A 25,387-nucleotide genomic window follows, 5' to 3' on the forward strand; every position below is an offset into this window, starting at 1 on the left:
GACTGTCCTAATCGGACAGTGGCGCACAGTCGACGACCACCACGGTGACGTTGTCCGGGCCGCCACCGGCCAACGCGGCCTCGATCAGCTGGTCGGCGCACCTGGTGGCGTCCGGCTCCGCGGTCAGGATCGCGGCGATCCTGTCGTCGGCGGCGGCCGCCGGCAGGCCGTCGCTGCACAGCAGATAGCGGTCGCTGGGCTCGGTCAGCAGCTCGGCGTAATAGACCTCGACCGGCTCGCCGCGCAGCACGCGCGTGACGATCGAGCGCTGCGGATGGTCGTGCGCCTGCTCCGCGCTGATCGCGCCGAGCTCGACCAGCATCTGTACGAACGTGTCGTCGGTGGTGAGCTGGTCGACCTGACCGGCGCGCAGCCGGTAACAGCGCGAGTCGCCGACATGCGCCAGCAGCGCGCGGTGGTCGTCGGAGAAAACCAGCGCGGTCAACGTCGTGCCGGCCGAGCCGATCGCCGGGTCGGCGTTGAGCTGCTCGGCGATCTGCTGGTTGGCCGTCTCGACCGCGGCGCGCAGCAACGGCTCGATCTGCTCGTACGGCCGCGGCTCGTCCAACGCCGTGAGCGCGCCGACCGCCAGCCGGCTGGCGCGGTCGCCGGCGGACAGGCCGCCGACGCCGTCGGCCACGGCCAGCACGTACGTCCCCTCGTGGAAGGCGTCCTCGTTGGCCGCGCGCACCAGCCCGGGGTGCGTCGCGGCGGCCGAGGTGAGACGAGGCATACAGCAAGAATGCCTCTTGACCATGGGGACAGGTCACCGAACCGGCACATCCGGTCGCCGGCCCGGACCGGACGTGCGAGAAATCTCTTCTCAAATCATGACTTTTTACCTTTGGCCCAATCAAAAACTATCTTCCGTCCACAACCTGGCGAACCTCCCATTCGTCACCTCTTTGTGTGCCGCACACACACAGCTCACTCACAGGAAACGGGAGGCGTGGATGAGGAAGCTGCCAGCTGTGTTGATGATGGCGATCGGCCTGTCCGGAGCGCTGGTGGCCGCTCCGGCCGGCGCCGATCCGGTGCCACCGCGTCCGACCGTCGTCGGCGGCGTACCGGTGCCGGACGGCAAATATCCGTTCATGGCGTCGCTGCAGGACGACCGCTATGGCTCGACGGCGTACGACCGGCACTTCTGCGGCGGCAGCCTGATCGCGCCGGCGGTCGTGCTGACCGCGCAGCACTGCGTCAGCGCGGACCCGCGCGAGATCAAGCACTATTCGGTGATCGTCGGGCGTACGCGGCTGACCGACGGCTCGCAGGGCCAGGAGCGCAAGGTGGCCGGGGTCGCCGTGCCGGACACCGCCGATCACGACGTGGCGCTGCTGTATCTGGAAGCCCCGGTGACCGGCATCAAGCCGATCAGGATCGTCACCGCCGGCACCGACGTGCTGGAGCGGCCCGGCACCCTGCTCACCGCCTCCGGCTGGGGAAGCACGGTCGGCCAGGACCCCGGCGACCCCGGCGGCAACCCGCCCTCCTCCCCTGACCGGATGCAGGAGGTCGACGTGCCGGTCGTGTCCGACGACGAGTGCCTCATCGCGTATCCGGACCAGTACCAGCCGGCGACCCAGATGTGCGCCGGTCACCACGGCAAGGACACCTGCCAGGGCGACAGCGGCGGCCCGCTGTTCAAGAAGGTGCCGGGCCGCGACGAGTACGTCCAGGCCGGCACCACCTGGTATGGCGCCGGTTGCGCGGCGCTGGGCTATCCCGGCGTCTACACGCGGCTGTCCAACCCCGACCTGAACGCCTTCATTCACGGCCAGCTGCTCACGCACTGACTGGTCGCATGGCCACCATGCTTGCGTTGGACGCACGCATGGTGGCCATGCGGACTCTCAGAGCGGGCGTACGGAGTTGATCACGTCGTTGACGACGTTGTCGTACTGCTGGTGCGTGTTCGGGATCGACAGGTAGAGCACCGCGGCCGTCGGCTTGCCGACATCGACGAGTACGACGCCGACCAGCTCGGAGGTGGCGCGCAGGCCCTCGGTGTGGAAGTGCAGCCGGAACACCGAGACCCACGCCGGCCGGCCGCCGAGCGAGGTCAGCTCGTCGCGCATCATCTCGGTGGTGTTGGGGTTGGGATAGAAGTTGGCGCGTACGTCCTCGACGACCTGCTTGCCGGTGCACTTCAGGTCGACCTCGGTGCCGTCGTTGACGGTCGCCGGCACCGCACCGGACAGCACCGAGGCCAGGTAGTCGCGGCCGGGCTGGTAGTCCGGCTCGGTGACGAAGTAGTAGCCCGTCTTGAACTCGACCCCGAGCGTGCCGGCCTGCCACACCTGGTGCCACGGTTCCCACGGCCCGTCGACCTTGGCGTAGGAGATGCCGGCCTCCTGGTCACTGACCCGCGGCCGGTTGTCCGGCGGCGCCTTGCCGGGTGGCAGCGACGGATCGGCGGTCGGCGGCGGACACAGCTGTGCCAGCGGCGGCTTGCTCGACTCGGGGCCGCCGAACGGCCCCACGCCGCCGGAGGCCAGTCCGCTGGTCGCGTTGACGATCACCAGGACGATGACCACGGCGACCACCACGGTCGCGGTGATCCCGGTCGTCCACAGCACGGCCGGACGCCGCCACAGCGACTTCGGGGCCGGCGGCCGCGGATCGGCCGGCTGGTTGGGCCGCCAGGAGCCGAACGGATGCGCCGGGCCGGCGGCGAGCGCGTCCGTGTCGCTCGCGGCCGCGGCGGCCTCCGCGCTCGGCTCGCCCGGTTTGGTCGACGACGACCACCCCATGCCGTCCCACCACCGCAGCTGTCCGGCGGTGCCGTCCGGGTCGGCGTACCAGCCCGGCGAGCGGCGGCGCGGTCCTGTCATGTGTCCATTGTCAGGCCCGTACGCCAACATGGTCGCCGAGAGGTGGTGCGGTGCTGGCTCAAGTGGGCCCCCACTACAGTCGTGCCATGCGGCTGGCCAGCTTCAACATGATGCACGGCCGGACCCTGAGCGACGGCCGGATCGAGCCGGGCCGGTTGGCCGCGGCGATCGCACGGCTCGACGCCGACGTGCTGGGCCTGCAGGAACTCGACCGCGGACAGCCGCGGACGAGCGGGCGCGACCTCACCGCCGAGGTCGCCAAAGCAACGTCGGCCGACGCGCAGGCCCGGTTTCTTCCGACCGTCACCGGGGTGCCGGGTGAGGCCTGGACACCGGCCACCGGCGGTCCGCGCACGGTCGACGAGGCGACGCCGGAGCGACCGGAGTACGGCATCGGACTGGTGTCGCGCTGGCCGGTCCGGTCCTGGCACGTGCGGAGGCTGACGCCGACCAAGCTGCGCTCGCCGGTGCTGATGCCGGGCCCCAAGGCGCAGTCCGGCAAGCTGCTGGTGCCGTCGGCGCGGCCGGCGCTGATCCGGGACGAGCCGCGCGCGATGCTGGCCGCGGTGATCGACGCGCCGTTCGGTCCGGTCACCATCGCGACCACGCACCTGTCCTTCGTGCCGGGGTGGAATCTCAAGCAGCTGCGCGAGATCTTCGCGGCGTTGGCCGAGCTGCCGGGTCCGCGCGTCCTGCTCGGAGACCTGAACATGCCAGTGCACGGCGTACGGCTGGCGATCAGCACGCTCGGCGCGGCCGGCACCGGCTGGCGGATGCTGGCCAAGCTGCCGACCTTCCCCACCAAGGGGCCGCGGCTGCAGCTCGACTATGCGCTCACGGACGGTGACGGCCACCTGCCCGAGCTGCTGCACGCGCACAACCCGGTGCTGCCGCTGTCCGACCACCGGCCGCTGCTGCTGGAATTCACGTCCTGACCTGCGCCGACACAGTGGACGGTCCGTTGCGTAGCGACCGGGAAGCCGGGGGCGCTGGCAGACATCGCGAGGGGGGTTCGGGATGTCCTCTTTCTCCGGCTGACTCGACCGTACGTAACGGACCGCGTACAAAAAGTAACTGATTGTGGCCGAGAAGGGAAGACCTTCGGCGGATTTATCTCGACACAAAACCGGAACCGCGCACCCGACGATGATCATCTAGCCGCGACTTATCACCATGGCCAGCGCGTCAGGTGTCGGCGTCGGCGACCGGTACGGAGGCGATGAGCGCGGCCAGGCCGGCCGCGTCCAGCAGGTCGGCCGGCCGGACCGTACGGTTGGCGCGTACGTAGTGGAAGGCGGCGCTGACCCGCTCCAGCGGCACCCGCCGCAGCCGGGCCCAGGCCAGCCGGTAGGCGGCCAGCTGCACCGCGGCCGCCTCGGCGTCCTTGCCGGTCGGCGGCCGGCCGGTCTTCCAGTCGACCACCTGCCAGCCGTCGTCGTCGCGGAACACCGCATCCATCCGGCCGCGGATCACCGTGCCGTCGACGACCATCTGGAACGGCACCTCGACGGCCTGCGGCGTACGCATGGCCCACTCGCTGCTCTCGAACGCCTTCTGCAGGGCGACCAGCTCGCTGTCCGGCTCGGCGTCGGCGTCGGCCGCGCCCGGCATGCTGTCCATGTCGAGCAACACGTCGGCGGTGAACCGCTTCTCCAGCCAGGCGTGGAAAGCCGTGCCTCGGCGGGCCAGCGGCGCCGGCTTGTACGGCATCGGACGGCGCAGCCGGCGAGCCAGCTCGGCCGGGTCGCGGCGCAGCGCCACCAGCCGCGACACCGACAGCTCACCGGGCAGCGTCACCACGAGGTCGTTGCGCCGCGCTCGTCGCGCGCGCTCGGCGAGCAGCAGGTCGACATCGCGGCGCCAGCCGTCGGCGACCGCCGCCTCGACCGGCTCCAGCATGTCGGTCATCGAGAACAGGCTCGGCTGCAGCGACGCGTCCGCCATCTGCCTGGCGTTGCCGACCCCGAGCTCGGCCATCGCACCGCGGACCAGCTCCGCGCCTTCCTCGACGGCCGGCCGGCGGGCCGCCAGCGGGTCGTACGGCCATTCCCTGGTCTGCGCCTCGGCCAGCAGCGGGTTCTCGTGCTCCTCGGACGGCTCCTTGGCCCACTCCAGCACGGTGCCCGCGCCGTCCTCGCAGGCCTCGCGCACTTCCTCCAGGAACACCGACGGCCGTACCGGCTGCTTGCCCTCACCCCAGCGATAGCCGGTGCACACCAGCACCGACCGCGCGCGCGTCAGCGCCACGTACGCGAGCCGCCGCTCCTCGGTCAGATCGCGCTGGCCGCAGGCCGCGCGGAAGGCCTCACGTGCCTCGTCGGCGTCCTTCTGCGTGTCGGCGGTGGTCAGGTCGAGCACCGGCAGCGAGTCGCGGTCGCCGCGCAGCGGAAACGGCAGCTGCGAGATGTCGGTCAGCCAGGCCGACTCCGGCGTGCCGGCCGAGGCCGGGAAGAAGCCGTCGACCAGGCCGGGCACGAACACCGCGTCCCACTCCAGGCCCTTGGCGCCGTGCACGGTCAGCAGCTGTACGCGGTCGGGGTCGACGTCGACCTCGCCGGCCTCCAGGCCGCGCTCGGCCTTCTCGGCGGCCTCCAGATAGGCAAGGAAGGCCGGCAGCGTCACCTGGCCGGTCTCGGTGACGAACTCCGCGCAGACGTCGGCGAAACGGTCGAGGTTGCTGCGTGCCGTACTCGGGCTGCGGCCCGGCCGCGCGGCGACCTCCACGTCGAGCAGCAACGTACGCTCCACGTCGGCGACCAGGTCCGGCAGCGGCTGGCCGGCGCGGCGGCGCAGGCCGCGCAGCTCGGCGGCCAGCGACTTGAGCCGCGCGTAACCGTCGGCGGAGAACCACTCCGACCCCGGCAGCTGGTCCAGAGCGTCCACAATGGACACTTCGTCGAGCTCTCCAGGGACCGGGCTCTGGCCGGTCTCGCCGCGGGCCTGCCGGACGAGTACGCGGGCCCAGCGGCCGAGCGCGTCGATGTCGCGAGCGCCGAGCCGCCAGCGCGCGCCGGTCAGCAACCGCATGAGGGCGTCGCCGGCGCGCGGCTGGATGACCACCCGCAGGGTGGCGACCAGGTCGCGTACCTCCGGTGTGGCCAGCAGGCCGCCGATGCCGACCACCTCGACCGGGATGCCGGCCAGCCGCAACGCCTCGGCGACCGGCTCCAGGCGCGTGCGTTTGCGGCACAGGACGGCGATGCTGCGGCCCGGCTGGCCGGCCGCCCGCCGGTCGGCGTCGACGGCCCACAGCTTGCTCACGCGGTCGACGATCGACGCGGTCTCGTCGGCGACCGTCTCGTACACGGCGCAGCTGACCTGGCCGGCGCCGGTGTTCGGACCCGGCATCAGCTCGTCGACGTCCAGGCCGCCGCGGCGCAGCGGACCAGAGAGCTGGTTGGCGACCGCCAGCACGCTGGCGCTGTTGCGGAAGCTCGTACGCAGGGCGTATCGCGGTGCCGGCTGGTCGTTTTCGGTGCGGAACTCGGTGCGGAAGCGGGCCAACGTGCCGGCGCTCGCGCCGCGCCAGGAGTAGATCGACTGGCACGGATCGCCGACCGCGGTGACCGGATGGCCGCCGCCGAACAGGCCTTTCAGGAGCACCAGCTGGGAGTGGCCGGTGTCCTGGTATTCGTCCAGCAGCACGGCGGCATACCGGGACCGCTCGACCGCGCCGACCTCCGGCACCGCGCTGGCGATCTCGGCGGCCAGCCGCATCTGGTCGCCGAAGTCGAGCACCTCGCGCTCGCGCTTGAGACGCTGGTATTCGGCCAGCAGCGGCAGCAGCTGCACGCGCGCCTTCTGCCGGTTGAGGACCCGCGCCATCGGCGCGAGCGGGGCGTCCGGCGGGCCGCCGTACTTGCGCGGGAGGCCCTCGACCTGGCCGACCAGTGCGTTGGTGAAGTCGTCCAGCTGCTCGGGGTCGACCAGGTGATCGGCCAGCTCGCCGGAGAGCGCGACGATCGCCTGCACCACCGTGGCCGGCGACAGGTCGACCGCGTCCATCGGACCGTCCCAGCTGTGCACGACCTTGTAGGCGAGCTGCCAGCAGGCCGCCTCGCCGAGCAGCCGGGACGACGGCTCGACGCCGATCCGCAGGCCGTGCTCGGCGACCAGGCGGGAGGCGTACGAGTGGTACGTACTCACCATCGGCTCGCCGTCGACCGTCTCCGGCGCCAGGCCGAGCGCTCTGACCTGCGCGAGCCGGCGGCGCAGGCGCTGCGCCAGCTCCGCCGCGGCCTTGCGGGTGAAGGTCAGGCCGATGACGCCGTCGGCGCGTACCGCTCCGCTGGCCACCAGCCACACCACGCGGCTGGTCATCGTCTCGGTCTTGCCGGACCCGGCGCCGGCCACCACCAGGCTCGGCTCCACCGGCGCACCGATCACCGCCGCCTGGTCGTCGGTCGGCGCGGGCAGCCGCAACCGCTCGGCCAGCTGGAACGGATCCAGCGCCAGCGTCGCGGTCATGCCACTAAGGGGACCACGCCAGCCGGACAGAACCCGCACGCCCCTCCGGCGTGTCGCCCTCCCAGGTCACAATCGGATTCCGATTGTGCGAACCGTAGCCATCCAGTTACCTGCTACAGCCCGAAACTGTCGTACCTGTGTCGTTAAGTTGCCCCCACCCAGATCGGGGTGGGGGGTGGGTCTGAGAGGTTGCCAACATAATCAGAAAATGATCTTGGTCGCCCGCCTCGTGAGTCACTTTGGTCCCGTACGTCACACGGCCTATGCACGCAAGGGGGCCTTGCGTGCGCCAGACGCACGCATGGTGGCCGTACGTGCGAGCAGTATTCCGGCATAGCAGGCATTTAGCGCTACATCGCGCTCGCTGGTGCGGCGAGAGGCCGACCAAGATCAACTTTCTATGTAGGTAAGTAACCACGCGAACCCACCCCCCGCCCGATCTGGGTGGGGGCCCAGACTGGCAGGGGGGTACGACAGTTTTGAGCTGTAGCGGGTAGTTAGTCGGTGACCTGGCCGCCGTGTGGGTCGGCGGGACAGGACGTGCGGACCGGGCACATGGAGCAGTAGTCGTTGACCGAGGCGGTGAAGACGGAGCCGGCCATCCCCTCGGCGACACGGTCGAGGAGTTCGCGGGCCCACTCGGGGTTGTCGGTGTCGGGCAGAGGTGGCTGCGTACGTTCCACGAACGACTTGGCCGACGTGCCGAGGTGCACGAGTACGGCGCCGCCGGGCCGGTGGCCGTGTGACGGGTACGCGCCTTCGGTGATCGCCAGCTGATAGACGCCCAGCTGCGGGTTCACCGCCGCCATCTGTTTGGACGGCGCACTGCTGCCGGTCTTCAGGTCGACGATCACCAAGCGGCCGTCGGAGTCGCGCTCCAGGCGGTCGATCCGGCCGTGCAGCGCGACGCCGCCGATCTGGATCTCGAAACCCTCCTCCAGGGCGACCAGCTCGCGCTGGTTGGCGCGGATCCAGGCGATCAGCTTGCGCACCATCTTGCGGGCGCGCTCGCGCTGCTTCTCGGCCACCCACGGACCGCCGACGTCGATCGAGTCCCAGCCGGCGTCGATACGCGCGTCGAGCTGCTCAGACGTGACGTTCTCGTCGACCGCCAGCGTCGCGGCGTCGTGGACCAGCATGCCCAGCCCCTGCGCGCCGCCGGGACCGGTCGTGCCGCCGGCGCCTTCCAGCAGCCAGCGCAGCGCACAGGTGTCGAACGACTCGACCCGCGACGGCGAGACGCGTACGAGCTCGCCCTCGCCTTTCAGCGGCGCGTCGGTGGACTGCGACAGCAGGCCATACCAGTCGTCCGGATGCGCACCGGGAACGCCGTCCGCGGCCAGGCGCGCCAGCTGTTCGGCGGCGGCCTTGCGTACGGCCGACGGCCTCCCGCCGTCCACGACCACCGACCGCAGCTCGGCCACCAGAGCCGGCAGCGACAACGTACGCGGCACCGAGGTGACCGGCCGCGGCCGCTCCTCCCAGGTGGGGACGAGCTCGTCCAGGAACCGCGACGGCTCGTTCTCCGAGTCGCCGACGGCCGTCACCAGCAGCAGCTGGCGAGCGCGCGAGCAGGCCAGATAGAACAGCCGCCGCTCCTCGTCGAGCAGCCGGACCAGCGCGCCGGCCGAGCTCAGCGCGGCCGGTCCGTCCCCGATCGCACCGGAGACCACGTCGACCAGCATCTCCGAGCCGAGCAGCGAGCCACGCGGGCGAAGGTCGGGCCAGTTGCCTTCCTGTACGCCGAGGACGGCGACCACGTCCCACTCGCGGCCGAGCGCGGCGTGCGAGGTGGTGACCGTGACGGCGTCGGCGGTCGGCGCGCGCTCGGCGAGGCTGTCGCCGGGCACCTGCTGGCCGAGCAGATGGTCCAGCAGCGCGTCCGGGCCAGACCGCGGCAACCGGTCGACCAGCCGCGCGGCCGCGTCGAACAACGCCACGACCGCGTCCAGGTCTCCGTCGGCGGCCGCACCTCGGCGGCCACCCGCGCGGCTGTCGGCGGCCCACCTGTCGGCCAGTCCGGTCGCCGACCACACCTCCCACAACACGTGCTCGGCGTCGTCACCGCGCGCGGTGGCCTCGCGGGCGACGCGTACGAGTTCGGCGACCCGCTCGGCCGGCGCCGCGACCTGGTCCGGCACGTCGAGCAGCTCGGCCGGGTTGTCCAGCGCGGCACGCAGCACCTCGGCCGAGCCGCGCAGGCCACCGTCGGCCAGCTCGACCCGGCGCAGCCACTTGCGCAGCCGGTGCAGCGACAGGCTGTCGGCGCCACCGACCGGCGAGGCCAGCAACGCGATCGCGTCGTCCACGGTGAACTGGTCCGGCCGGCTGGCCAGCCGCAGCACCTCCAGCAGCGCGTGTACGGCCGGCTGGGCGACCAGCGGCAGCTCCTCGGCGTGCGCGGTCATCGGCACGCCGGCGGCCAGCAGCGCGCGCCGCAGGCCGGGCAACGACTGCGTGGTGGACCGTACGATCACCGCCATCCGGTTCCACGGCACGCCGGCGGTCAGGTGTGCCTGGCGCAGCCGGTGCGCCACGTAGGACGCCTGCTGGCTGGCCGACCGCAGCACGTGCGCTTCGACCTGGCCGTCCGGATGCGGCGCCGCGGACGGCAGCGGCCGCCGGTCGACCCGGCCGCGGATCCCCATCGCGACCCTGGCCCAGGCCTCGGTCAGCTCGGCGCCGGCGCGATAGCAGGTGTCCAGCGTGACGGTCGGCACCGGCTCGTCGCCGCGCGCGAACCGGTCCGGGAAACGCGCCAGGCAGGCGGTCGTGCCGCCGCGGAAGGCGTAGACCGCCTGGTCGGGGTCGCCGGCGACGACGACCGACTCGGCGCCACCGGCCAGCACACGCAGCAGCGCCTCCTGCGCCGGATCGGCCTCCGCGTACGAGTCGACGTAGAGATGCGTGAACCGCTGGCTCTCGCGCTCGGCGAACTCCGCGTCGGCGGCGAACGTGTCCAGCACCGCCCTGACCAGCTCCGCCGGGTCGTAGGCGGCATCGTCGGCGAGCGCGGTGACCGCCGCGTACTGCGACATGAACTTCGCCGTGGCGCCCCAGTCGGCGCGGCCGTGCTCGCGGCCCCAGCGACGCAGCGTCGACGCCCCGACGCCACGCTCGGAAGCGCGCATCAGCAGGTCGCGCAGCTCGCGCGCGAACCCGCGCGTGCCGAGCGCCGGATGCAGCCAGGCCGGCCAGCGTTTCGGGTCGTCCTCCAGGTCGCCGGCGACCAGCTCCCGGATCACGTGGTCGTGCTCCGGACCGGTCAGCAGCCGCGGCGCGCGCTCGCCGAAGGAGGCCGCGCGGCGGTGCAGGACGGCGAAGGCGTACGAGTGCCAGGTGCGGGCCGTCGGCTCGCCGCTGACCCCGCCGAGCCGGCGCGCGATCCGCTCACGCAGCGCCGCGGCCGTACGCCGGTCGAAGGCCAGCAGCAGGACCTTTTCCGGCGGCACGCCCGACTCGATCCGCGCCACCGCGGCCTCGACCAGCGCGGTCGTCTTGCCGGTGCCGGGACCGCCGAGCAGCCGCAGCGGACCGCTCGCGTGGTCGATGACCGCACGCTGGCCGGGATCGAAGATGAGCGGCTCGACCGCCGGACGCGGCGCATCGCCGTCGGGCTCTCGCGCCGGCGGCTCCGGCGGCACAACCGGCGATGCCGCGCGCACCAGCCGGTAAGAAGCCTTCTGGCCACTCACACCAGTGATCGAACCACGCCGTGCCGACCAAACCTCGCAGGACCCGCCGCCCACGCTTTGACACCGGTTGGCGCGGAGGCGACGATGCGATGACCACCGCCCGAGAAGGGGGGAGCGAGATGATCACGGTGATCGACGGCTTCTCGTTCCTGGAAGGCCCGCGCTGGCACGACGACCGGATCTGGTTCTCCGACTTCTACACCCACCAGGTGGTGTCGGCTCGGGAGGACGGATCCGACCAGCGCGCCGAGGCGACCGTCGAGCACCAGCCGTCCGGCCTCGGCTGGCTGCCGGACGGCCGGCTGCTGATCGTCTCGATGCGCGACCGCAAGCTGCTGCGGCGCGAGCCGGACGGCACACTCGCCGAGCACGCCGACCTCGGCGCGTACGCGACCGGGCATCTCAACGACATGACCGTAGACGGGCAGGGACGCGCGTACGTCGGCAACTTCGGCTTCGACCTGATGGCCGGCGCGGCGGTCGAGCCGGCCGCGCTGCACCGGGTCGACCCGGACGGCACGGTCACCGAGGTGGCCACCGACCTGTGGTTCGCCAACGGCAGCGTGATCACCAACGACGGCGTCCTGCTGGTCAACGAGACCTTCGGCAACCGGGTCAGCGCCTTCGACCTGACCGCGGACGGGCAGCTGGCCAACCGGCGCATCTGGGCCGAGTTCGGACCGCTGCCGACCCAGCGGGCCATCGACAAGGTGCTGCCGCAGCTCGCCGTCGCGCCGGACGGCAGCTGCCTGGACGCCGAAGGCGGCCTGTGGATCGCCGACGCGACCGGCGGACGGCTGATCCGCGTGGTCGAAGGCGGCCGGATCACCGACGAGGTCAGCCCCGGCAGCGCCGTCTTCGCCTGTGCGCTCGGCGGCTCGGACGGGCGGACGCTGTTCGCCTGCACAGCGCCGGACTTCGACGAGCACGCGCGGTCTGCCGCGCGCGAGGCACGGCTGTTGGCGATCCCGGTCGCCGTACGCGCCGCCTGACCGGCAACCAACGCGAGGGTGACGTTTGGCGGTCGCCAAACGTCACCCTCGGCGTGGTCTAGTTGCCGCCGGTCGTGGTGCCGGTGTCGTTGCCGTCGGTGGTGGTGCCGCCCGTGTCGTTGACCTTCGGCCGCACCGACACCGAGCGCGACTTGCTCTTCGTGCCGTCGTCGGCGATCGCGTAGATCGTGTAACGGTGGCCGACCTTGTCGCAGGGGAAGCTCACCTGCGGCGGGCTGTCGGCCGGATAGTCGTCGATCTTGTTGCCGTCGATCCGCACCTCGACCTTGGCGGCGTTGCGCACCTCCCACTGCAGCTGCACCTGGGTCTCCGAGCCGCCGCTGCAGTCCACCCGCGCCGGCGCGCTGAACGAGATGACCTTCGGGCCGAGGCCGGACGGGCTGCTCGACGGGCTCGGGCTCGCGCTCTGCGTCGGCGCGGCCGAGGTCGCCGCGATCGTCGGCGTCGGGGACGGCTGCGCCTGCGGACCGCCGAAGAACGCCGTACCGGCGATCACGCCGAGCGCGGTCACCAGCACGATCGCCAGGATCACGCCGATGACGATCAGCGCGATCCGGCCGCCGTTCTTCTTCGGTGGCCGGCCGCCGAAGTCGTCGTCATCGCGGTCGTCGTATCCGCCGCCATAGCCGCCGCCATAGCCGCCGCCGTAGTCGTCACCACCGCCGCCGCCATAGCCGCCACCGCCGCCGTAGCCACCGGCCGGCGGCACGGAGGCGCTGGCGCGTACCGGGCCACCGGAGGTCGGCGGCATCACCGACGTGCGGCCGCCGGCCGGTCCACCGGACGTCGGCGGCACGCTCGCGGTCGCGCGCGTGGCGCCAGGCGGCACCGGCGGCAGGTATTCGGTGCGGTCGCCGGCCGGGAACATCTCGCGCTGGCCGGCCCCCGGCGACAGCGGCTTGGTGAACTCGTCGCCGGGACCGGCCGACGGCATCATCGTCGTACGGTCGTCGTTGCGCGGCCGTCCGGCGGGGCCGCCGGGGCCCTGCGCCGGCGTGACCGGTCGGGTGACGTCCGACTCACCGAGCCCGTAGCGCGCGGTGGCGTCCGGATCCGGCCGGCCGGCCGGCGGGTCCGTCGGCGGCTCGTACGGCGGGTCCGGGTCCTGGAACGGGTCGAACAGTTGAGTGCCGTCGGAGCCGCCGGAAGGCGACGACTCGCGACGGGTACGATCCACAGCGGACTCATCGTCCCTAAACGGGTCGAATCGCTGCGTGCCGTCCGGCTCGTCGCGGTGGGGTGGCTGACTCACGCCTGAAACGACAGCACATGAACCTGAGGTTCGTCTAATCGGGGTCGGTTTTCAGGCTCCGTTCGGCGCCGCCGCCGACCGTCCCTGCACCGCCGCGCCGAGCAGTTCGACGATCGCCTCGGTGTCCCACCCGGGCATCCCGAGGTGGGTACGGTTGGCCCCCTGCAGCAGCGACGACACGAAGCAGTCGGCGAGCGCGGCCAGCCGTCCCGGCTCGATCGCCACCAGCGCCGCGGCCGAGACGCTGTCGCGTACCAGCTGCGCGAGCGTGTCGTGCACCGCGGCGAGCGCGCTGCGCACCTCCGGATGCGTCTCCGCCTCGCGGGTCAGGATCCGCCGCGCGGTGTAGGACGACGCGTTCCACTCGTCGAACTTGCGGGCCACGCGACGCAGTGTGGCCACGATGTCACCGCGTACGGTCAGCCCGGCCGCCTCGTCCAGGTGCGCCTGGTTGGACCGCTCGTTGACCAGCGCCACCAACAGGTCGGTCTTGGCCGGAAAGTAGTAGAAGACCAGGCCTTTGGGGACGTGTGCCGCCTTGGAGATCTTCGACACCGCGGTCGCGTCGAAACCGTTGGCAGCGAACAGCCGCTCGGCGGCGTCCAGGATGCGGGCCCGGCTGTCCACGTCGGTCTCGGTCGCGGTGTCCGGCCGCCGCGGCGGTTTGTTGGCCATGACAACCCTCCTGACAACAGCCGGCGGGGCCGGCAACGCCGGCCCCGCCACCGTAGGAACCCTGACTGACAGACGCAACTCGCTCAGTGCTGGGCGAGTTCCTTGTGAGCGCGATTGCTGTAAGGCAGAGCCCAGATGCTCGCCGCGACGGTCAGAATCGCGCCGATGAACGAGACCCAGGCCGCGCCGGCCAGTGCCGTGTAGGTGAACACGAACGGGGCCAGGAACAACAGCACGCCGAGCACCACGTTGACGTACTCCGTGGCGACCGTCCCCGGTGAGTAGAGCGAATACAGCGACACGAGCGCGATCAGCACACCGAGCACGATCATCGTGGCGAGCGCGCCGGGTTCGCCGGCAGTGCTGACCACGATTGTCGAGAGCGCGACGAGCGCCCCGACGACGAGAGCAACCCAGTCCTGCCACCGGGTCCACTTCTTCGCCATGACCGACCACCTCCAGAGGATGAGCATCGGGCCAGCGCTTGACTGGCCGTCCGGTCAACTCCAGTATGCATCGGAATTATGCGTGTGACAGCTCGCCATTCGGGTGATCATCACCACCTGCCGGATCAGGAGATTCGTCCTGACACCATCATGTTTGTAGTGGTTGGCAATGAAAAGCGGCGAGTGTCGGCGGAAAAACGCGGCCAGACAACGGTTACGCATCGTGCGTCGCTTGGTACGGTGCGCAGGAACACGCGTACGTCGTCACCGGAGGAGCACCGCGATGGCCGGACAGTCCAGGCAGCTCAGCGAGGCCGGCGACGAGCCGACCAGCCGGCGCGGGCTGATCGCCGGGGTGGCCGGCGTGACAGCAGGCGTGGCGGCCGGCGCGCTGATGCTGCCGGGGGCCGCCTCGGCGGCGGCCGGACAGCCGGTCGTACAAGGTGCCGGCAACAACGCCGGCACGTCACAGACGTCGCTGACCTCGGCGACGACCGGCAGCACACTCGCCGTCGTCAACTCCGCAGCCGGCACCTCCGGCCGCGCGCTGACCTGCAACGGCGGCACCGGCACCGGCGCGGCGATCTCGTCGGCCGGCACCAACGCGATCATCGCGACGGCGTCCAACAGCAACGCGTACGGCGCCATCGTCAACGCCTCGACCACGACCACCGGCAACGGCGGCGCGATGCTGCTGCAGAGCAACTCCAGCCGCAACACCGCGCTGAAGGTCGTCGGCAGCGGCGCCACCACCGCCAATCTGGCGCTGCCGTTCTCCATCGGCGTGGACGTCGCGGCCGACTATCCGGTCAACCTCACTGGCACCCGCGCCGACTTCTACACGTTCACCACGGTCGGCGGCAAAGGCGTCTACTCGCGCAGCAACACGGTCGCGATCACCGCCGACGGCGACGGCCAGTTCAACGGCGACGTCGACATCACCGGCACGCTGACCAACCAGCTGGCCACGATGACCATCGACGACCCGGCCGACCCGGCCAACAAGACCCTCAACCACGGCCTGGTCGCCTCCCCCGACGCCAAGACCGTCTACGACGGCGTGGTGACCACCGACGCCGACGGAAACGCGACCGTCAGCCTGCCGGCGTACTTCGGCCTGCTCAACGGCGACTTCCGCTATCAACTCACCGCGATCGGCGCCCCGGCGCCCAACCTGCACGTCGCGGCCGAGATCGCCGACAACCGCTTCACCATCGCCGGCGCACCGGCCAACGGCAAGGTCAGCTGGCAGGTCACCGGCATCCGCAAGGACCCGTACGCGCGCGACCACCCCATCGTGGTGGAGAAGCCCAAGCCGACCGCCGGCACGTACCGCTGGCCCTCCGGCTATGGCCGGCCCGCGTCGTCATCCACCACGGCCACCGAGCGCCGCCTCCACACCCAACACTCCGGCCAGAAACTCGGCTGAGTAGGTGCTACAACGCGAAACTGTCATACCCGCATGAGTAGATGTCCCCCTCCCTAACGGGGTGGGGGGTGGGTCTGAGAGGTTGCAAGCAATTGCAAAATTCGCCTCGCCAGCCACATCAGCCACATCCTGCGGTCGGCCGGTGGTCGCATGGACCCCTTACGTGCGTCCAGCGCACGCATGGTGGCCATGCGACCAACAACGAGACCGACAAAAGGTGCGTTTAGCGCTCCACAGCCATGATGTCCTCGGCGTCAGGCCACCAGCGCGTCTCGTCGAGGACCACGTGCTGTCCGCGGAAAGGCACGTCCTCCGACATCAGCCGGGCCCTGGCCTCGGCCTCGTGACCCGGAGGCAGCCGGCCGTTGCTGGCCACCACGCGGTGCCACGGCACGCCGCCGCCATAGCGGGACATGACGGTGCCGACCGTACGCGCCGAGCCACGGCCGAACACCTCGCGGAGCACCTCGGCGATCATGCCGTAGGTCATCACCCGGCCCTCCGGGATCCGGTCCACGATGTCCAGCACGGCCTCGGCGTACTCGGTCGGCAGCGTCACGTCTCACCCCTCGCGTCGTCCACCGGATCGTACGGGTCAGTACTCCGGCAGCGAGGGGTCGATGTTCTTGATCCAGGACAGCACTCCGCCCTGGACGTGTACGGCGTCCTTGAAGCCGGCCGCCTTCACCGCGGCCAGTGCCTCGGCGGAGCGCGCCCCTGACTTGCAGTGCAGCACGATCGGCTTGTCCTGCGGCAGCTCCGACAGCGCCTCGCCGCGCAGGATGCGGTCCTTGGGGATCAGCACCGAGCCGGGGATGCGGACGATCTCGTACTCGTTGGGTTCGCGTACGTCGATGAGCTGGAACTCCTTGCCGGAGTCCATCATGTCCTTCAGCTCGTTGACGGTGATCGTCGAGCCCTTGACGGCGTCAGCGGCCTCCTCGGTGACCACGCCGCAGAAGTCGTCGTAGTCGATGAGCTCGGTGACCTTCTGCGCGTTGGGGTCCTTGCGGATCGGCACCTCGCGCCACTTCATCTCCAGCGCGTCGAAGATCGTCAGCCGGCCGAGCAGCGTGTCACCGATGCCGGTGATCAGCTTGATCGCCTCGGTCGCCTGGACGGCCGCGATCGACGCGCAGAGCACACCGAGCACGCCACCCTCGGCGCAGGACGGCACCATGCCGGGTGGGGGCGGCACCGGGTAGAGGTCGCGGTAGGAGGGACCCTGCGAGTCCCAGAAGACGCTGACCTGGCCGTCGAACCGGAAGATCGAGCCCCAGACGTACGGCTTGTCCAGGATCACGCAGGCGTCGTTGACCAGATAGCGGGTGGCGAAGTTGTCGGTGCCGTCCACGATCAGGTCGTACTGGCTGAAGATGTCCAGCACGTTGTCGTTGTCCAGCCGCGTGTCGTGCAGGACGACGTTGACGTACGGGTTGATCTCGCGGATCGAGTCGCGCGCCGACTCGGCCTTGGAGCGGCCGATGTCGGACTGGCCGTGGATGATCTGGCGCTGCAGGTTGGACTCGTCGACGGTGTCGAACTCGACGATGCCGAGCGTGCCGACTCCGGCGGCGGCCAGGTAGAGCAGCGTCGGGGAACCGAGGCCACCCGCGCCGATACACAGCACCTTGGCGTTCTTCAGCCGCTTCTGCCCGGCCATCCCCACGTCAGGGATGATCAGGTGCCGGGAATACCGGCGGACCTCGTCCACGGTCAGCTCGTCGGCCGGCTCGACCAGTGGTGGCAATGTCGCCACGACGGCTCCTCCTATGTCGTACGGGTGCCTTTACGGGGCAACCACCCCAGGTGCCGCTATCTTCCCACCGCTGATGCGCTGTGGGTGCAGGCGTGAGTCCGGCGGCACAGTCGGCGCCGCCGTGTCCCTTGCTCATCGAGTGCGGGAAAATCCCGCATCTCACGCCGCGTTCGACCCGGATTCCCCACGCCATAGGTCAGACCGCGGACATGCGATGTCGAGAGATGTCGATCTTGGAATACGGGCGCCAGACACGCGCGGGATCCCTTGCGTGCCCCCGGACACGCCGAGGGGTCGCCGAAACTGTCGTACCCCTCGACCAAAGTTGCCCCCACCCAGTGGTCGGGTGGGGGGTGGGTCGAGAGGCTCACCATGACGCAAATTTTCGTCAAGGCGAAAGGCCTCTCACCCACCCCCCGCCCCGATCTGGGTGGGGGCCAAGATTGGCACGGGGGTACGACAGTTTCGCGCCGTAGCGGGTAAATCAGGGGACCGGTGGGCCGGTGACCAGTTGGCCGTTGACGTACGGCCACGGGTTCATCCGGCAGCCTTTGAGGCCGAGGGTCTGCTGTTGCATGACCGGTGCGAGCTGACCGGCGGCCGGGCAGGCCATGTGGCCGTGGCCGAGGCGGTGGCCGACCTCGTGGTTGACCGCGTACTGGCGGTATTCGGTGAGGTGGCCGGCGAAGTCGGGGACGGCGGTGAGCCAGCGGGCCAGGTTGATCACCACGTTGTTGCCGACCCGGCAGGACGTGTAGCCCTCGGTGTCGAGCGGATAGCAGAGCCGGTCGGTGGTCTTCGGTGACGCGAGGCGGATGGTCACGCCCGGCGTCCCGGTGCTGATCCGCTGGAAAGCCACCTGGCGCGTGGCCGTCCAGGACCGCGGGTCGTCCAGGATCCTGTCGACCGCGGCGGCGAAGGCGGCGGTGTCCTGGTTGGTGCCGTTCTCGACCTCGACGCGGTAGGTCAGCAGCTTGCCGGCGCCCACCACACCGGTGCCACCAGGCGCGACGGTGAAGGTGCCGGCGCCCTGGTCGACCACCGTCGCGGGTGCGGGGCTCTCCCCCGCCGACGGTGCGAGAGACGGCGTCGGCACGCCGGCGGCCGGCGGTGGCGCGGCCTGGCGTGACGGCGCCTGGCTCGGAGTCGGTGTCGGCTCGCCGGACGCCGAACCGCCGCGCAGACCGTTGGTCAGGTCGACACCGACCAGCAGGAGGGTGACCGCGAGCAGCGCGAGTACGGCACCGCGCCGGCGTTGCCGGACACGTTGCTGCTGGCGGCGCTCGACCCGATCGCGTACGACCCGCTCGCGGCTGGTCCGCGAGCGGCGCGCCGACGCCGGCCGGCCGGCGCCTCGATCGACCCCCCGGTCGGTCACCTGAGTCACCGTCCTAGGGTGCCATGGCGTGACCGTTCTGTTCCGTTAGGGACAATCTGGGCGAGTCGCATCAGGCAGCGACGGCCGACGGCACCGCTTCCCGCAGAAGTGCGACGGCGGCCCGCGCGACCAGCCGCGGGCGTTCCATCTGCGCCGTGTGGCCGGCGTTTCCGAGCACCATCAGCCGGCTGTCCGGAATGGTCCGCGCGGTACGCATGGCCAGCCGTACGTTCACCAACTGGTCGGCGCGCCCCCACACGACCAGCGTCGGCGCCTCGATCCGGCGGGCCAGCCACCACAGCGACCGGTTCGGGATCGCCGCGTAGCTGGCCATGTAGCTGGCGACCAACTGGCGGAAGCTGCGGATGTACGCCTCGGTGGCCCACGGCAGCTCACGCCGCGCCACGACGGCGGCGATCGCCTCCTCGACACGCTCCGGCGGTACGACCGCCGGGTCGGCGTAGCAACGCGCCATCACCTCGCGGACGACCGTCGCCGGGTCGCCGGTCCTGGCGACCTTGTCGATCCACTGGCCACGTGACGGCAGCGCCACCGCCGGCAGCATCCGCAGCTGCAGCGGACCGATGCGAAGCGGCGGCATGGCCGGCGAGATGAGTGTGAGCGTACGGACGAGGTCGGGTCGCGTGGCGGCCACGCGTACCGACACCGCACCACCGAGCGAGTTGCCGAACAGATGCACCGGGCCGCGGCCGGCGAGCTCGATCGACCGGATGACCGTCTCGGCGAACCGCGCCGGACTGTAGTCGCCACCCGGCGGCCGGCCGCTGCCGCCAAACCCCGGCAGGTCGATCGCCTGGCCGTCCAGCCACGGCGAGAGCAGGCCGGCGAGGTCGGTCCAGTTGGTCGACGATCCGCCGAGTCCATGCACGTACAACGCCGGTTCGGCGCCCGCGCGGCCCGGGGTCTCCCGGATCACCACAGGCGTACCGTCGACATCGGCGGTGCGGGCCGGCCACGGCGGGAGCGCGCGGCCGTTGGCAAACTGGGTGAGGTCGGGGAGTTCCTCGTCGGCGATCAGCGGCGCCGGCCGCGGCGCGGGGCCGGATACGGTCGCGGGTCGGTAGAGGAGCATCTCGCGATGATAGCTACCCATTAGTAATGTCGTGTTCAGTTCGTGTTACCCGTTCGGCCGGCCGGCCGCGGAGCAGCAGAAGGAGCAGGTGGGAGCCGGATGAGCACCGAGCCGCTGACCAACGGCGTGTCGGCCCGCACCGCGACGCCGGAGAACGGCGAACGCACGGCGCCGGCGCGGATGCCGCGACCGGCGCGCCGCGCGCAGCTGCTGCAGGCCGCGCGAGAGGTGTTCGTCGCGCAGGGCTATCACGCCGCCGCGATGGACGACATCGCCGAGCGCGCCGGCGTCAGCAAACCGGTGCTCTACCAGCACTTTCCCGGCAAGATGGAGCTCTATCTGGCGCTGCTGGAGACGCACACCAACCAGCTGGTGCAGCAGGTGAAGCGGGCGCTGGACAGCACGACCGACAACAAGCTGCGCGTCCACCAGGCGGTCGAGGCGTACTACGAGTTCGTGGACAACGAGGACGGCTCGTTCCGGCTGGTCTTCGAGACCGACCTGGGCAACGACCCGGCGGTACGCGAGCTGGTCGACCGCGGCAACCGGGTCTGCGCGGAGGCGATCGCCGACACGATCGCGGCCGACACCGGCCTGCCGCGCGAGCACGCCGAGCTGCTCGCCACCGGCCTGATCGGCGCCGCACAGGTGTCGGCGAGGTCCTGGCTGGCCACCGACCGCGCCGTGCCCAAGGCCGAGGCGATCGAGCTGATGGCGGCGGTCAGCTGGCGCGGCATCTCCGGGTTTCCGCGGCATCCGTAGCCTGTTCGCTCAGGGCTGCTGCCTGTTTGCGGTCACCGGGTGGTTGACTGGTAGCGGACAACGCACGTCACGGAGGAGGCCGCACAGGTGGAGGTCAAGATCGGCGTCCAGTTCGCCGCACGCGAGCTGGTGCTGGAAAGCGCGGAGTCGGCGGCCGAGGTGGAGCGGGCGGTCACCGCGGCGGTGTCGGACGCCGACGGCGGCGTGCTGGCACTGACCGACGAGAAGGGCCGCAAGGTGCTGGTGCCGGCCGGCAAACTCGCGTATGTGGAGATCGCCGCCGAGTCGGCGACCCGCCGGGTCGGTTTCGCGGCCAGCTGAGCTCGTACGTCCAGACGCCACCACGCGCGCGTGGTGGCGTTTTGGCGTGCTCGTTTTTATGTATGTGAGTTTCCACGCGAACCCACCCCCCGCCCCGATCTGGGTGGGGGCTCAGATTGACGTACAGGTACGACAGTTTCGCGCCGTAGCGGGTATCCGACCGGCATGACATGTGCCACCTTTCGGTCAGGGAGGTGGGGCGGCGGGCGCCTGAGGTGGACCAAGGCGACCCTTACCCGGAATGATGCGGAACGTGCTTGGCGGAACCGCCGCCGACGAGCTGGTCGGTCGCGAGAAGGAGCTCGACCTGCTGGACCGGGAGCTGGACGCGCTCGGCGGCGGGTCGGCCGCGCGTACCGTCGAGGTGGTCGGCGAGCCCGGCATCGGCAAGACCCACCTGCTGCGCAGCGTACGGTCGTCGGCGCGGCGACGCGGGCATCTGGTGCTGGCCGGACGCGCCACCGAGTTCGAGCAGCCGATCCCGTTCGCGGCGATCGTGGACGCGCTCGACGACCACCTGGCCGAGCTGCCGCCGGACGAACTGGCCGGGCTCGGTGCCGACCGGCTCAGCCTGCTGGCCGCGGTGTTTCCGGCGGTGGCGGTGAGTACGCCGGCGCCGGCCGGCAACGAGCTCATCACCGAGCGATACCGGATGCACCGCGCCATCCGTGCGCTCCTCGAACAGCTGGCCGCCGACCACGGCCTCGTCCTGACGCTGGACGACGTCCACTGGGCCGACCCAGCGTCGATCGAGCTGCTTGAGCACCTGCGCCGTCATCCGCCGCGCGCTCCGCTGCTGCTGGTCACCGCATACCGTCCCAGCCAGGTGCCGGCACGGCTGGTCGCCAGCATGGCCGGTGAGAACGCCGGCCTGACCCGGCTGGAGCTCGGTCCGCTGTCGGTCACCGACGTGAGCCAGCTGCTCGGCCCGGACGTGAGTCCGGCGCGCGGTCGCGTGCTGCACCGCGAGAGCGGCGGCAACCCGTTCTACCTGCACGCGTTGCGGTCCGCGCCGGCCGACCCGCTGACCGGCATGCCGGCGGTCTCCGGCGCCAGCCGGCAGGTGATCAGCGCGGAGCTGTCGGCGCTGTCGCCGGCGCAGGCACTCGTGGCGTACGCCGCGGCCGTCGCCGGCGACCCGGTCGATCCGCAGCTGGTCGCCGTGGTGACCGAGCTCAGCCAGGCCGAGGCGATGGAGGTGCTCGACCAGCTGCTCGCGCGCGACCTGCTGCGGGTCACCGAGGACGGCCGGCGGATGCAGTTCCGGCATCCGCTGGTGCGGCACGTCGCGTACGTGTGCGCACCGGCCAGCTGGCGGCTCGGCGCTCACCGCCGCGCGGCGTCGGCACTCGCGGCCCGACCCGGCGACACGGCCGCGTTGCTGCGCGCGCAGCACCTCGTACGCTCCGCCGACCCCGGCGACACCGAGACCGTCGAGGTGTTGCGTTGGGCGGCGAAGCACACCGGCGCGTACGCCCCGGCGGCGGCCGCGCACTTTCTCGCCGCGGCGCTGCGGCTCACACCGGACGCGCCTGGAGCGGCCGCCGAGCGGCGGGAGCTGAGCATCGATCTGGCGACCGCGCTGACCGCCGACGGCCGGTTCGACGAGGCTCGCGGCCTGATCGGGGACGTCCTGCGGTGGCTGCCAACCGGACACAGCGAGCAGCGCGTCCGTGCCGTGCTGCTGGCGGCGCAGATCGAGCGCCTGCTCGGCCGCAACGAGGTGGCGCGGCTGCTGCTGACCGGCGAGCTGAGCCGGCTGGCGGCCGGCGTACGGGTGCCGGGTGAGCCGGCCGGTCCGGCCGAGATCGCCACCGCGGAGCTGAAACTCGAGCTGGCACGCAGCGCCGTCGACGGCGTGATCACCAGCCGCGACCGTCCGCTGCTGGCCGAGATCGCCGGCTTCGCGCGCGCTCACGGACTGGCCTCGCTGGAGGCCGCCGCGGTCGGCGTACACGCCGTGGCCGCCAACGCCGTCGGCGACCGGCTGGAGGGCCGGCGGCTCACCGATCTGGCCACCGAGCTGGTCGACGCACTGCCGGACGAGGAGCTGGCGCGCCATCCGCACGCCGCGTCCCGGGTCGCCGCCGGCGAGCTCGACCTCGGCCGGCTGACCGCCGCGGTGACCCATGCCGAGCGGGGCCTCGCGGTGGCGCGGCGCAGCGGCCGCAGCTATCTGGTGATCCAGATGGGGGTCACGCTGACGGTCGCGTACCGGCTGCTCGGCCGGCTGCCGGAGGCGCTGGCGTGCACCGAGGACATGGTCGACGCGGCCGAGCTGACCGGCAGCCATTACCTGCGCGGCATCGCGCACTGCCTGCATGCCGGGGTCAACGCCGTACTCGGCGTCGCGCCGGACCGGCGTGCGCTGGCCGAGCACGCCAGGATGGTGATGGCGAGCCCGAGCTGGTGGTCGCGCGCGGCGCTGATCCTCGCGGCCGAGGCGATGCTGGTCGACGGCAGCGACACCGGCGCCGACGAGTGCCGGCGGATCATGATGTCCGGACACGACGAGTCGACACTGCATGCGCTGTTGCCGCGTCCATTTGGCTATCGGCTGCTCGTACGCGCCGAGCTGCGACGCGACGACCCGGAGGCGGCGGCGCGCTGGGCCGAGCTGGCCGAGTCGACCACTGACCCGGCACTGCCCGGTCAGGTCGGCATGGCCCGGCTCGCGCGCGCGAACGTCCTCCTGTCGGCCGGCGACGCGACCGACGCGGCGACGCTGGCCGGCGAGGCGGCGGTCCTGTTTCGCGAGGCCGGCATGCGGCACGAGGCGAGCCGGTCGTTGCTGATCGAGGCCGACAGCCTGCTGGCCGCCGGCGACCAGCCGGCCGCGCGCGTACGCCTGGAGGAGGCGGCCGAACTGCTGCACAGCTGCGGCGCGCGGAAGCTGCACGGCATCACGGTCCGCAAGCTGCGCCGGATCGGCCGCCAGCGCCGCGTCACCGACCTGCCCCGCGGCACCGCCCCTGACCAGCCGGCCGAGACCCTGACCACCCGCGAGACCGAGATCGCACGCCTGATCGGCGCCGGCCTGACCAACCAGCAGATCGCCGACCGCCTGGTGGTGAGCGTCCGTACCGTCACCACGCACGTCTCCAACATCTTCCGCAAACTCAACGTCACCTCCCGAGCCGAACTGGTCGCCCACCTGACCGACTGACCTACCCGCTACAACGCGAAACTGTCGTACCTATGTGGGTAAATTGCCCCCTCCCTATCGGGGTGGGGGGTGGGTCTGAGAGGTTGCAAACATAGGCGAAAATGATCTTGGTTGGCATCGTGGGTCACTCTGACCCCAGGAGCCACACGGCTCATGCACGCAGGGCCTCCTTACGTGCGCCAGACGCACGCAAGGCGTCCTTGCGTGCATTCACTATTCCGACATAGCGGGCGTTTAGCGCTACAGCAAAGGTTCAGACCAAGATCAACTTTGAAAACTTGGACAAGCAACCACGCGAACCCACCCCCCGCCCGTTTTGGGTGGGGGCCCAGATTGGCAGGGGGGTACGACAGTTTCGCGCCGTAGCGGGTAGTTAGTTGCTGAGGCCGAGTGCCTTCATGCGGGACGAGTGTGCGCTGGTGAGGCGTTTGAAGAGTTCGCCGATGCCGTTGATGTCGCCGGAGCCCTCGATGATCAGGTCGGTCAGGGCCTCGCGTTCGGCGGCGACGTGTTGGGCCTGGCTGAAGGCCTCGCCGACCAGGCGGCGGGCCCACAGTGCCAGCCGGCCGGCGACCATCGGGTCGCCGTCGATCGCGGCGCGGACCTCGGCGACGGCGAAGTCGGCGTGCCTGGTGTCGTGCAGCACCTGTCGGACCAGCCGCCGGTCGGCTTCCTCCGGCAGGAACTCGGCGACCTCGCGATAGAAGTCGTCGGCGATGCCGTCGCCGACGTAGGCCTTGACCAGACCCTCCAGCCAGCTGCGCGGAGCGGTGGCGCGGTGGAACGCCTCCAGCGGGTACGCGAACGGCGCCATCGCGGACTCCGGATCGGCGCCGATCTCCTCCAGGCGCCGCGCCAGCAGCTCGTAGTTCCTCATCTCGTCCGCGGCCATCACCGACAGCACCGCGCGGCGGCGCAGATCCGGCGCCAGCCGAGCGTCGGCGGCCATCCGGTCGAAGCCGATCAGCGTGCCGTACGCGAGCACACCCAGCAGATCCACGACTGCGTTCTGCGGCCCGGTCAGGTCGTCCTCCAGCGTTCGCAGCTGCACGGTCCGAGCGCAGGCTACACCCTTGCGCGGGCGTCGCCGGGCCGGC

19 protein-coding genes and 1 pseudogene are annotated in these 25,387 nt (G+C 71.2%); 7 read left to right on the forward strand and 13 right to left on the reverse strand.

All coding sequences use genetic code 11. From position 1 onward, the window contains the following. Nucleotides 1–7 precede the first annotated feature (7 nt). Nucleotides 8–733, reverse strand: coding sequence for a PP2C family protein-serine/threonine phosphatase (locus GNX95_RS29840; protein WP_163511020.1), 726 nt, complete (start codon nt 731–733; stop codon nt 8–10). A 220-nt stretch (nt 734–953) separates the two neighbouring features. Here GNX95_RS29840 and GNX95_RS29845 point away from each other — a divergent pair, with 220 nt between their 5' ends. Then, the gene (locus tag GNX95_RS29845) at nt 954–1,796 is read left to right on the forward strand and encodes a S1 family peptidase (RefSeq protein ID WP_163511022.1); all 843 of its coding nucleotides are present in this window, start codon (nt 954–956) and stop codon (nt 1,794–1,796) included. A gap of 57 nt (nt 1,797–1,853) precedes the next feature. On the opposite strand, the gene GNX95_RS29850 is transcribed toward GNX95_RS29845, so the two are convergent. Beyond that, nucleotides 1,854–2,834, reverse strand: a complete 981-nt coding sequence (locus GNX95_RS29850; protein ID WP_163511024.1) for a DUF2510 domain-containing protein — start codon at nt 2,832–2,834, stop codon at nt 1,854–1,856. Between the two features lie 86 nt (nt 2,835–2,920). Between GNX95_RS29850 and GNX95_RS29855 the strand changes: the two genes are divergently transcribed. Continuing rightward, nucleotides 2,921–3,769, forward strand: coding sequence for an endonuclease/exonuclease/phosphatase family protein (locus GNX95_RS29855; RefSeq protein ID WP_163511026.1), 849 nt, complete (start codon nt 2,921–2,923; stop codon nt 3,767–3,769). A 250-nt stretch (nt 3,770–4,019) separates the two neighbouring features. Here GNX95_RS29855 and GNX95_RS29860 read toward each other — a convergent pair whose 3' ends face one another. From GNX95_RS29860 to GNX95_RS29865, 3 genes and pseudogenes are all read right to left on the reverse strand, one after another. Next, nucleotides 4,020–7,301, reverse strand: coding sequence for an ATP-dependent helicase (locus GNX95_RS29860; protein ID WP_163511027.1), 3,282 nt, complete (start codon nt 7,299–7,301; stop codon nt 4,020–4,022). A gap of 497 nt (nt 7,302–7,798) precedes the next feature. Continuing rightward, a complete protein-coding gene (locus tag GNX95_RS44455) occupies nt 7,799–8,596 on the reverse strand; it encodes a RecB family exonuclease (protein ID WP_425483930.1) in 798 nt (265 codons plus the stop codon). A gap of 255 nt (nt 8,597–8,851) precedes the next feature. After that, nucleotides 8,852–11,050, reverse strand: a pseudogene (locus GNX95_RS29865) (ATP-dependent helicase); the annotation flags it as partial. Between the two features lie 65 nt (nt 11,051–11,115). Here GNX95_RS29865 and GNX95_RS29870 point away from each other — a divergent pair. Further along, entirely contained in the window at nt 11,116–11,988 is an 873-nt protein-coding gene (locus tag GNX95_RS29870; protein WP_163511030.1) for an SMP-30/gluconolactonase/LRE family protein, read from the forward strand. 58 nt (nt 11,989–12,046) lie between these two features. On the opposite strand, the gene GNX95_RS29875 is transcribed toward GNX95_RS29870, so the two are convergent. From GNX95_RS29875 to GNX95_RS29885, 3 genes are all read right to left on the reverse strand, one after another. Next, nucleotides 12,047–13,186: a hypothetical protein gene (locus GNX95_RS29875; RefSeq protein ID WP_163510241.1), complete on the reverse strand. Its 1,140-nt coding sequence runs from the start codon at nt 13,184–13,186 to the stop codon at nt 12,047–12,049. Nucleotides 13,187–13,312: 126 nt separating this feature from the next. After that, a complete protein-coding gene (locus GNX95_RS29880; RefSeq protein ID WP_163511032.1) occupies nt 13,313–13,936 on the reverse strand; it encodes a TetR/AcrR family transcriptional regulator in 624 nt (207 codons plus the stop codon). Nucleotides 13,937–14,019: 83 nt separating this feature from the next. Then, nucleotides 14,020–14,382 carry an SPW repeat domain-containing protein gene (locus GNX95_RS29885; protein ID WP_222854039.1) on the reverse strand — a complete coding sequence of 121 codons (363 nt, stop codon included), beginning with the start codon at nt 14,380–14,382 and terminating at the stop codon, nt 14,020–14,022. Between the two features lie 283 nt (nt 14,383–14,665). On the opposite strand from GNX95_RS29885, the gene GNX95_RS29890 reads away from it, so the two are divergent. Then, nucleotides 14,666–15,811 (forward strand): hypothetical protein, encoded by a 1,146-nt coding sequence (locus GNX95_RS29890; protein WP_163511035.1) that lies wholly within the window; start codon nt 14,666–14,668, stop codon nt 15,809–15,811. 223 nt (nt 15,812–16,034) lie between these two features. Here GNX95_RS29890 and GNX95_RS29895 read toward each other — a convergent pair whose 3' ends face one another. From GNX95_RS29895 to GNX95_RS29910, 4 genes are all read right to left on the reverse strand, one after another. Continuing rightward, a complete protein-coding gene (locus GNX95_RS29895) occupies nt 16,035–16,370 on the reverse strand; it encodes an MGMT family protein (RefSeq protein ID WP_222854040.1) in 336 nt (111 codons plus the stop codon). Nucleotides 16,371–16,406: 36 nt separating this feature from the next. Next, nucleotides 16,407–17,570 carry an adenylyltransferase/sulfurtransferase MoeZ gene (moeZ, locus tag GNX95_RS29900; protein ID WP_163511036.1) on the reverse strand — a complete coding sequence of 388 codons (1,164 nt, stop codon included), beginning with the start codon at nt 17,568–17,570 and terminating at the stop codon, nt 16,407–16,409. Between the two features lie 484 nt (nt 17,571–18,054). Beyond that, nucleotides 18,055–18,948, reverse strand: coding sequence for a DUF3152 domain-containing protein (locus tag GNX95_RS29905; RefSeq protein WP_163511037.1), 894 nt, complete (start codon nt 18,946–18,948; stop codon nt 18,055–18,057). A 70-nt stretch (nt 18,949–19,018) separates the two neighbouring features. Beyond that, nucleotides 19,019–20,041: an alpha/beta fold hydrolase gene (locus tag GNX95_RS29910; RefSeq protein WP_163511038.1), complete on the reverse strand. Its 1,023-nt coding sequence runs from the start codon at nt 20,039–20,041 to the stop codon at nt 19,019–19,021. Between the two features lie 99 nt (nt 20,042–20,140). On the opposite strand from GNX95_RS29910, the gene GNX95_RS29915 reads away from it, so the two are divergent. The 3 genes from GNX95_RS29915 to GNX95_RS29925 all read left to right on the forward strand — a co-directional run bounded on the left by GNX95_RS29915 (nt 20,141) and on the right by GNX95_RS29925 (nt 24,290). Continuing rightward, nucleotides 20,141–20,803, forward strand: coding sequence for a TetR/AcrR family transcriptional regulator (locus GNX95_RS29915; protein WP_163511039.1), 663 nt, complete (start codon nt 20,141–20,143; stop codon nt 20,801–20,803). An 87-nt stretch (nt 20,804–20,890) separates the two neighbouring features. Further along, nucleotides 20,891–21,124: a DUF3107 domain-containing protein gene (locus GNX95_RS29920; protein ID WP_163511040.1), complete on the forward strand. Its 234-nt coding sequence runs from the start codon at nt 20,891–20,893 to the stop codon at nt 21,122–21,124. A 253-nt stretch (nt 21,125–21,377) separates the two neighbouring features. Next, the gene (locus GNX95_RS29925) at nt 21,378–24,290 is read left to right on the forward strand and encodes a helix-turn-helix transcriptional regulator (protein WP_163511041.1); all 2,913 of its coding nucleotides are present in this window, start codon (nt 21,378–21,380) and stop codon (nt 24,288–24,290) included. A 373-nt stretch (nt 24,291–24,663) separates the two neighbouring features. Here the strand turns inward: GNX95_RS29925 and GNX95_RS29930 are convergent, their stop codons facing one another. Next, a complete protein-coding gene (locus tag GNX95_RS29930) occupies nt 24,664–25,341 on the reverse strand; it encodes a ferritin-like fold-containing protein (protein ID WP_222854041.1) in 678 nt (225 codons plus the stop codon). Nucleotides 25,342–25,387 lie beyond the last annotated feature (46 nt).

The organism is Fodinicola acaciae, from assembly GCF_010993745.1.
Lineage (GTDB): Bacteria > Actinomycetota > Actinomycetes > Mycobacteriales > HKI-0501 > Fodinicola > Fodinicola acaciae.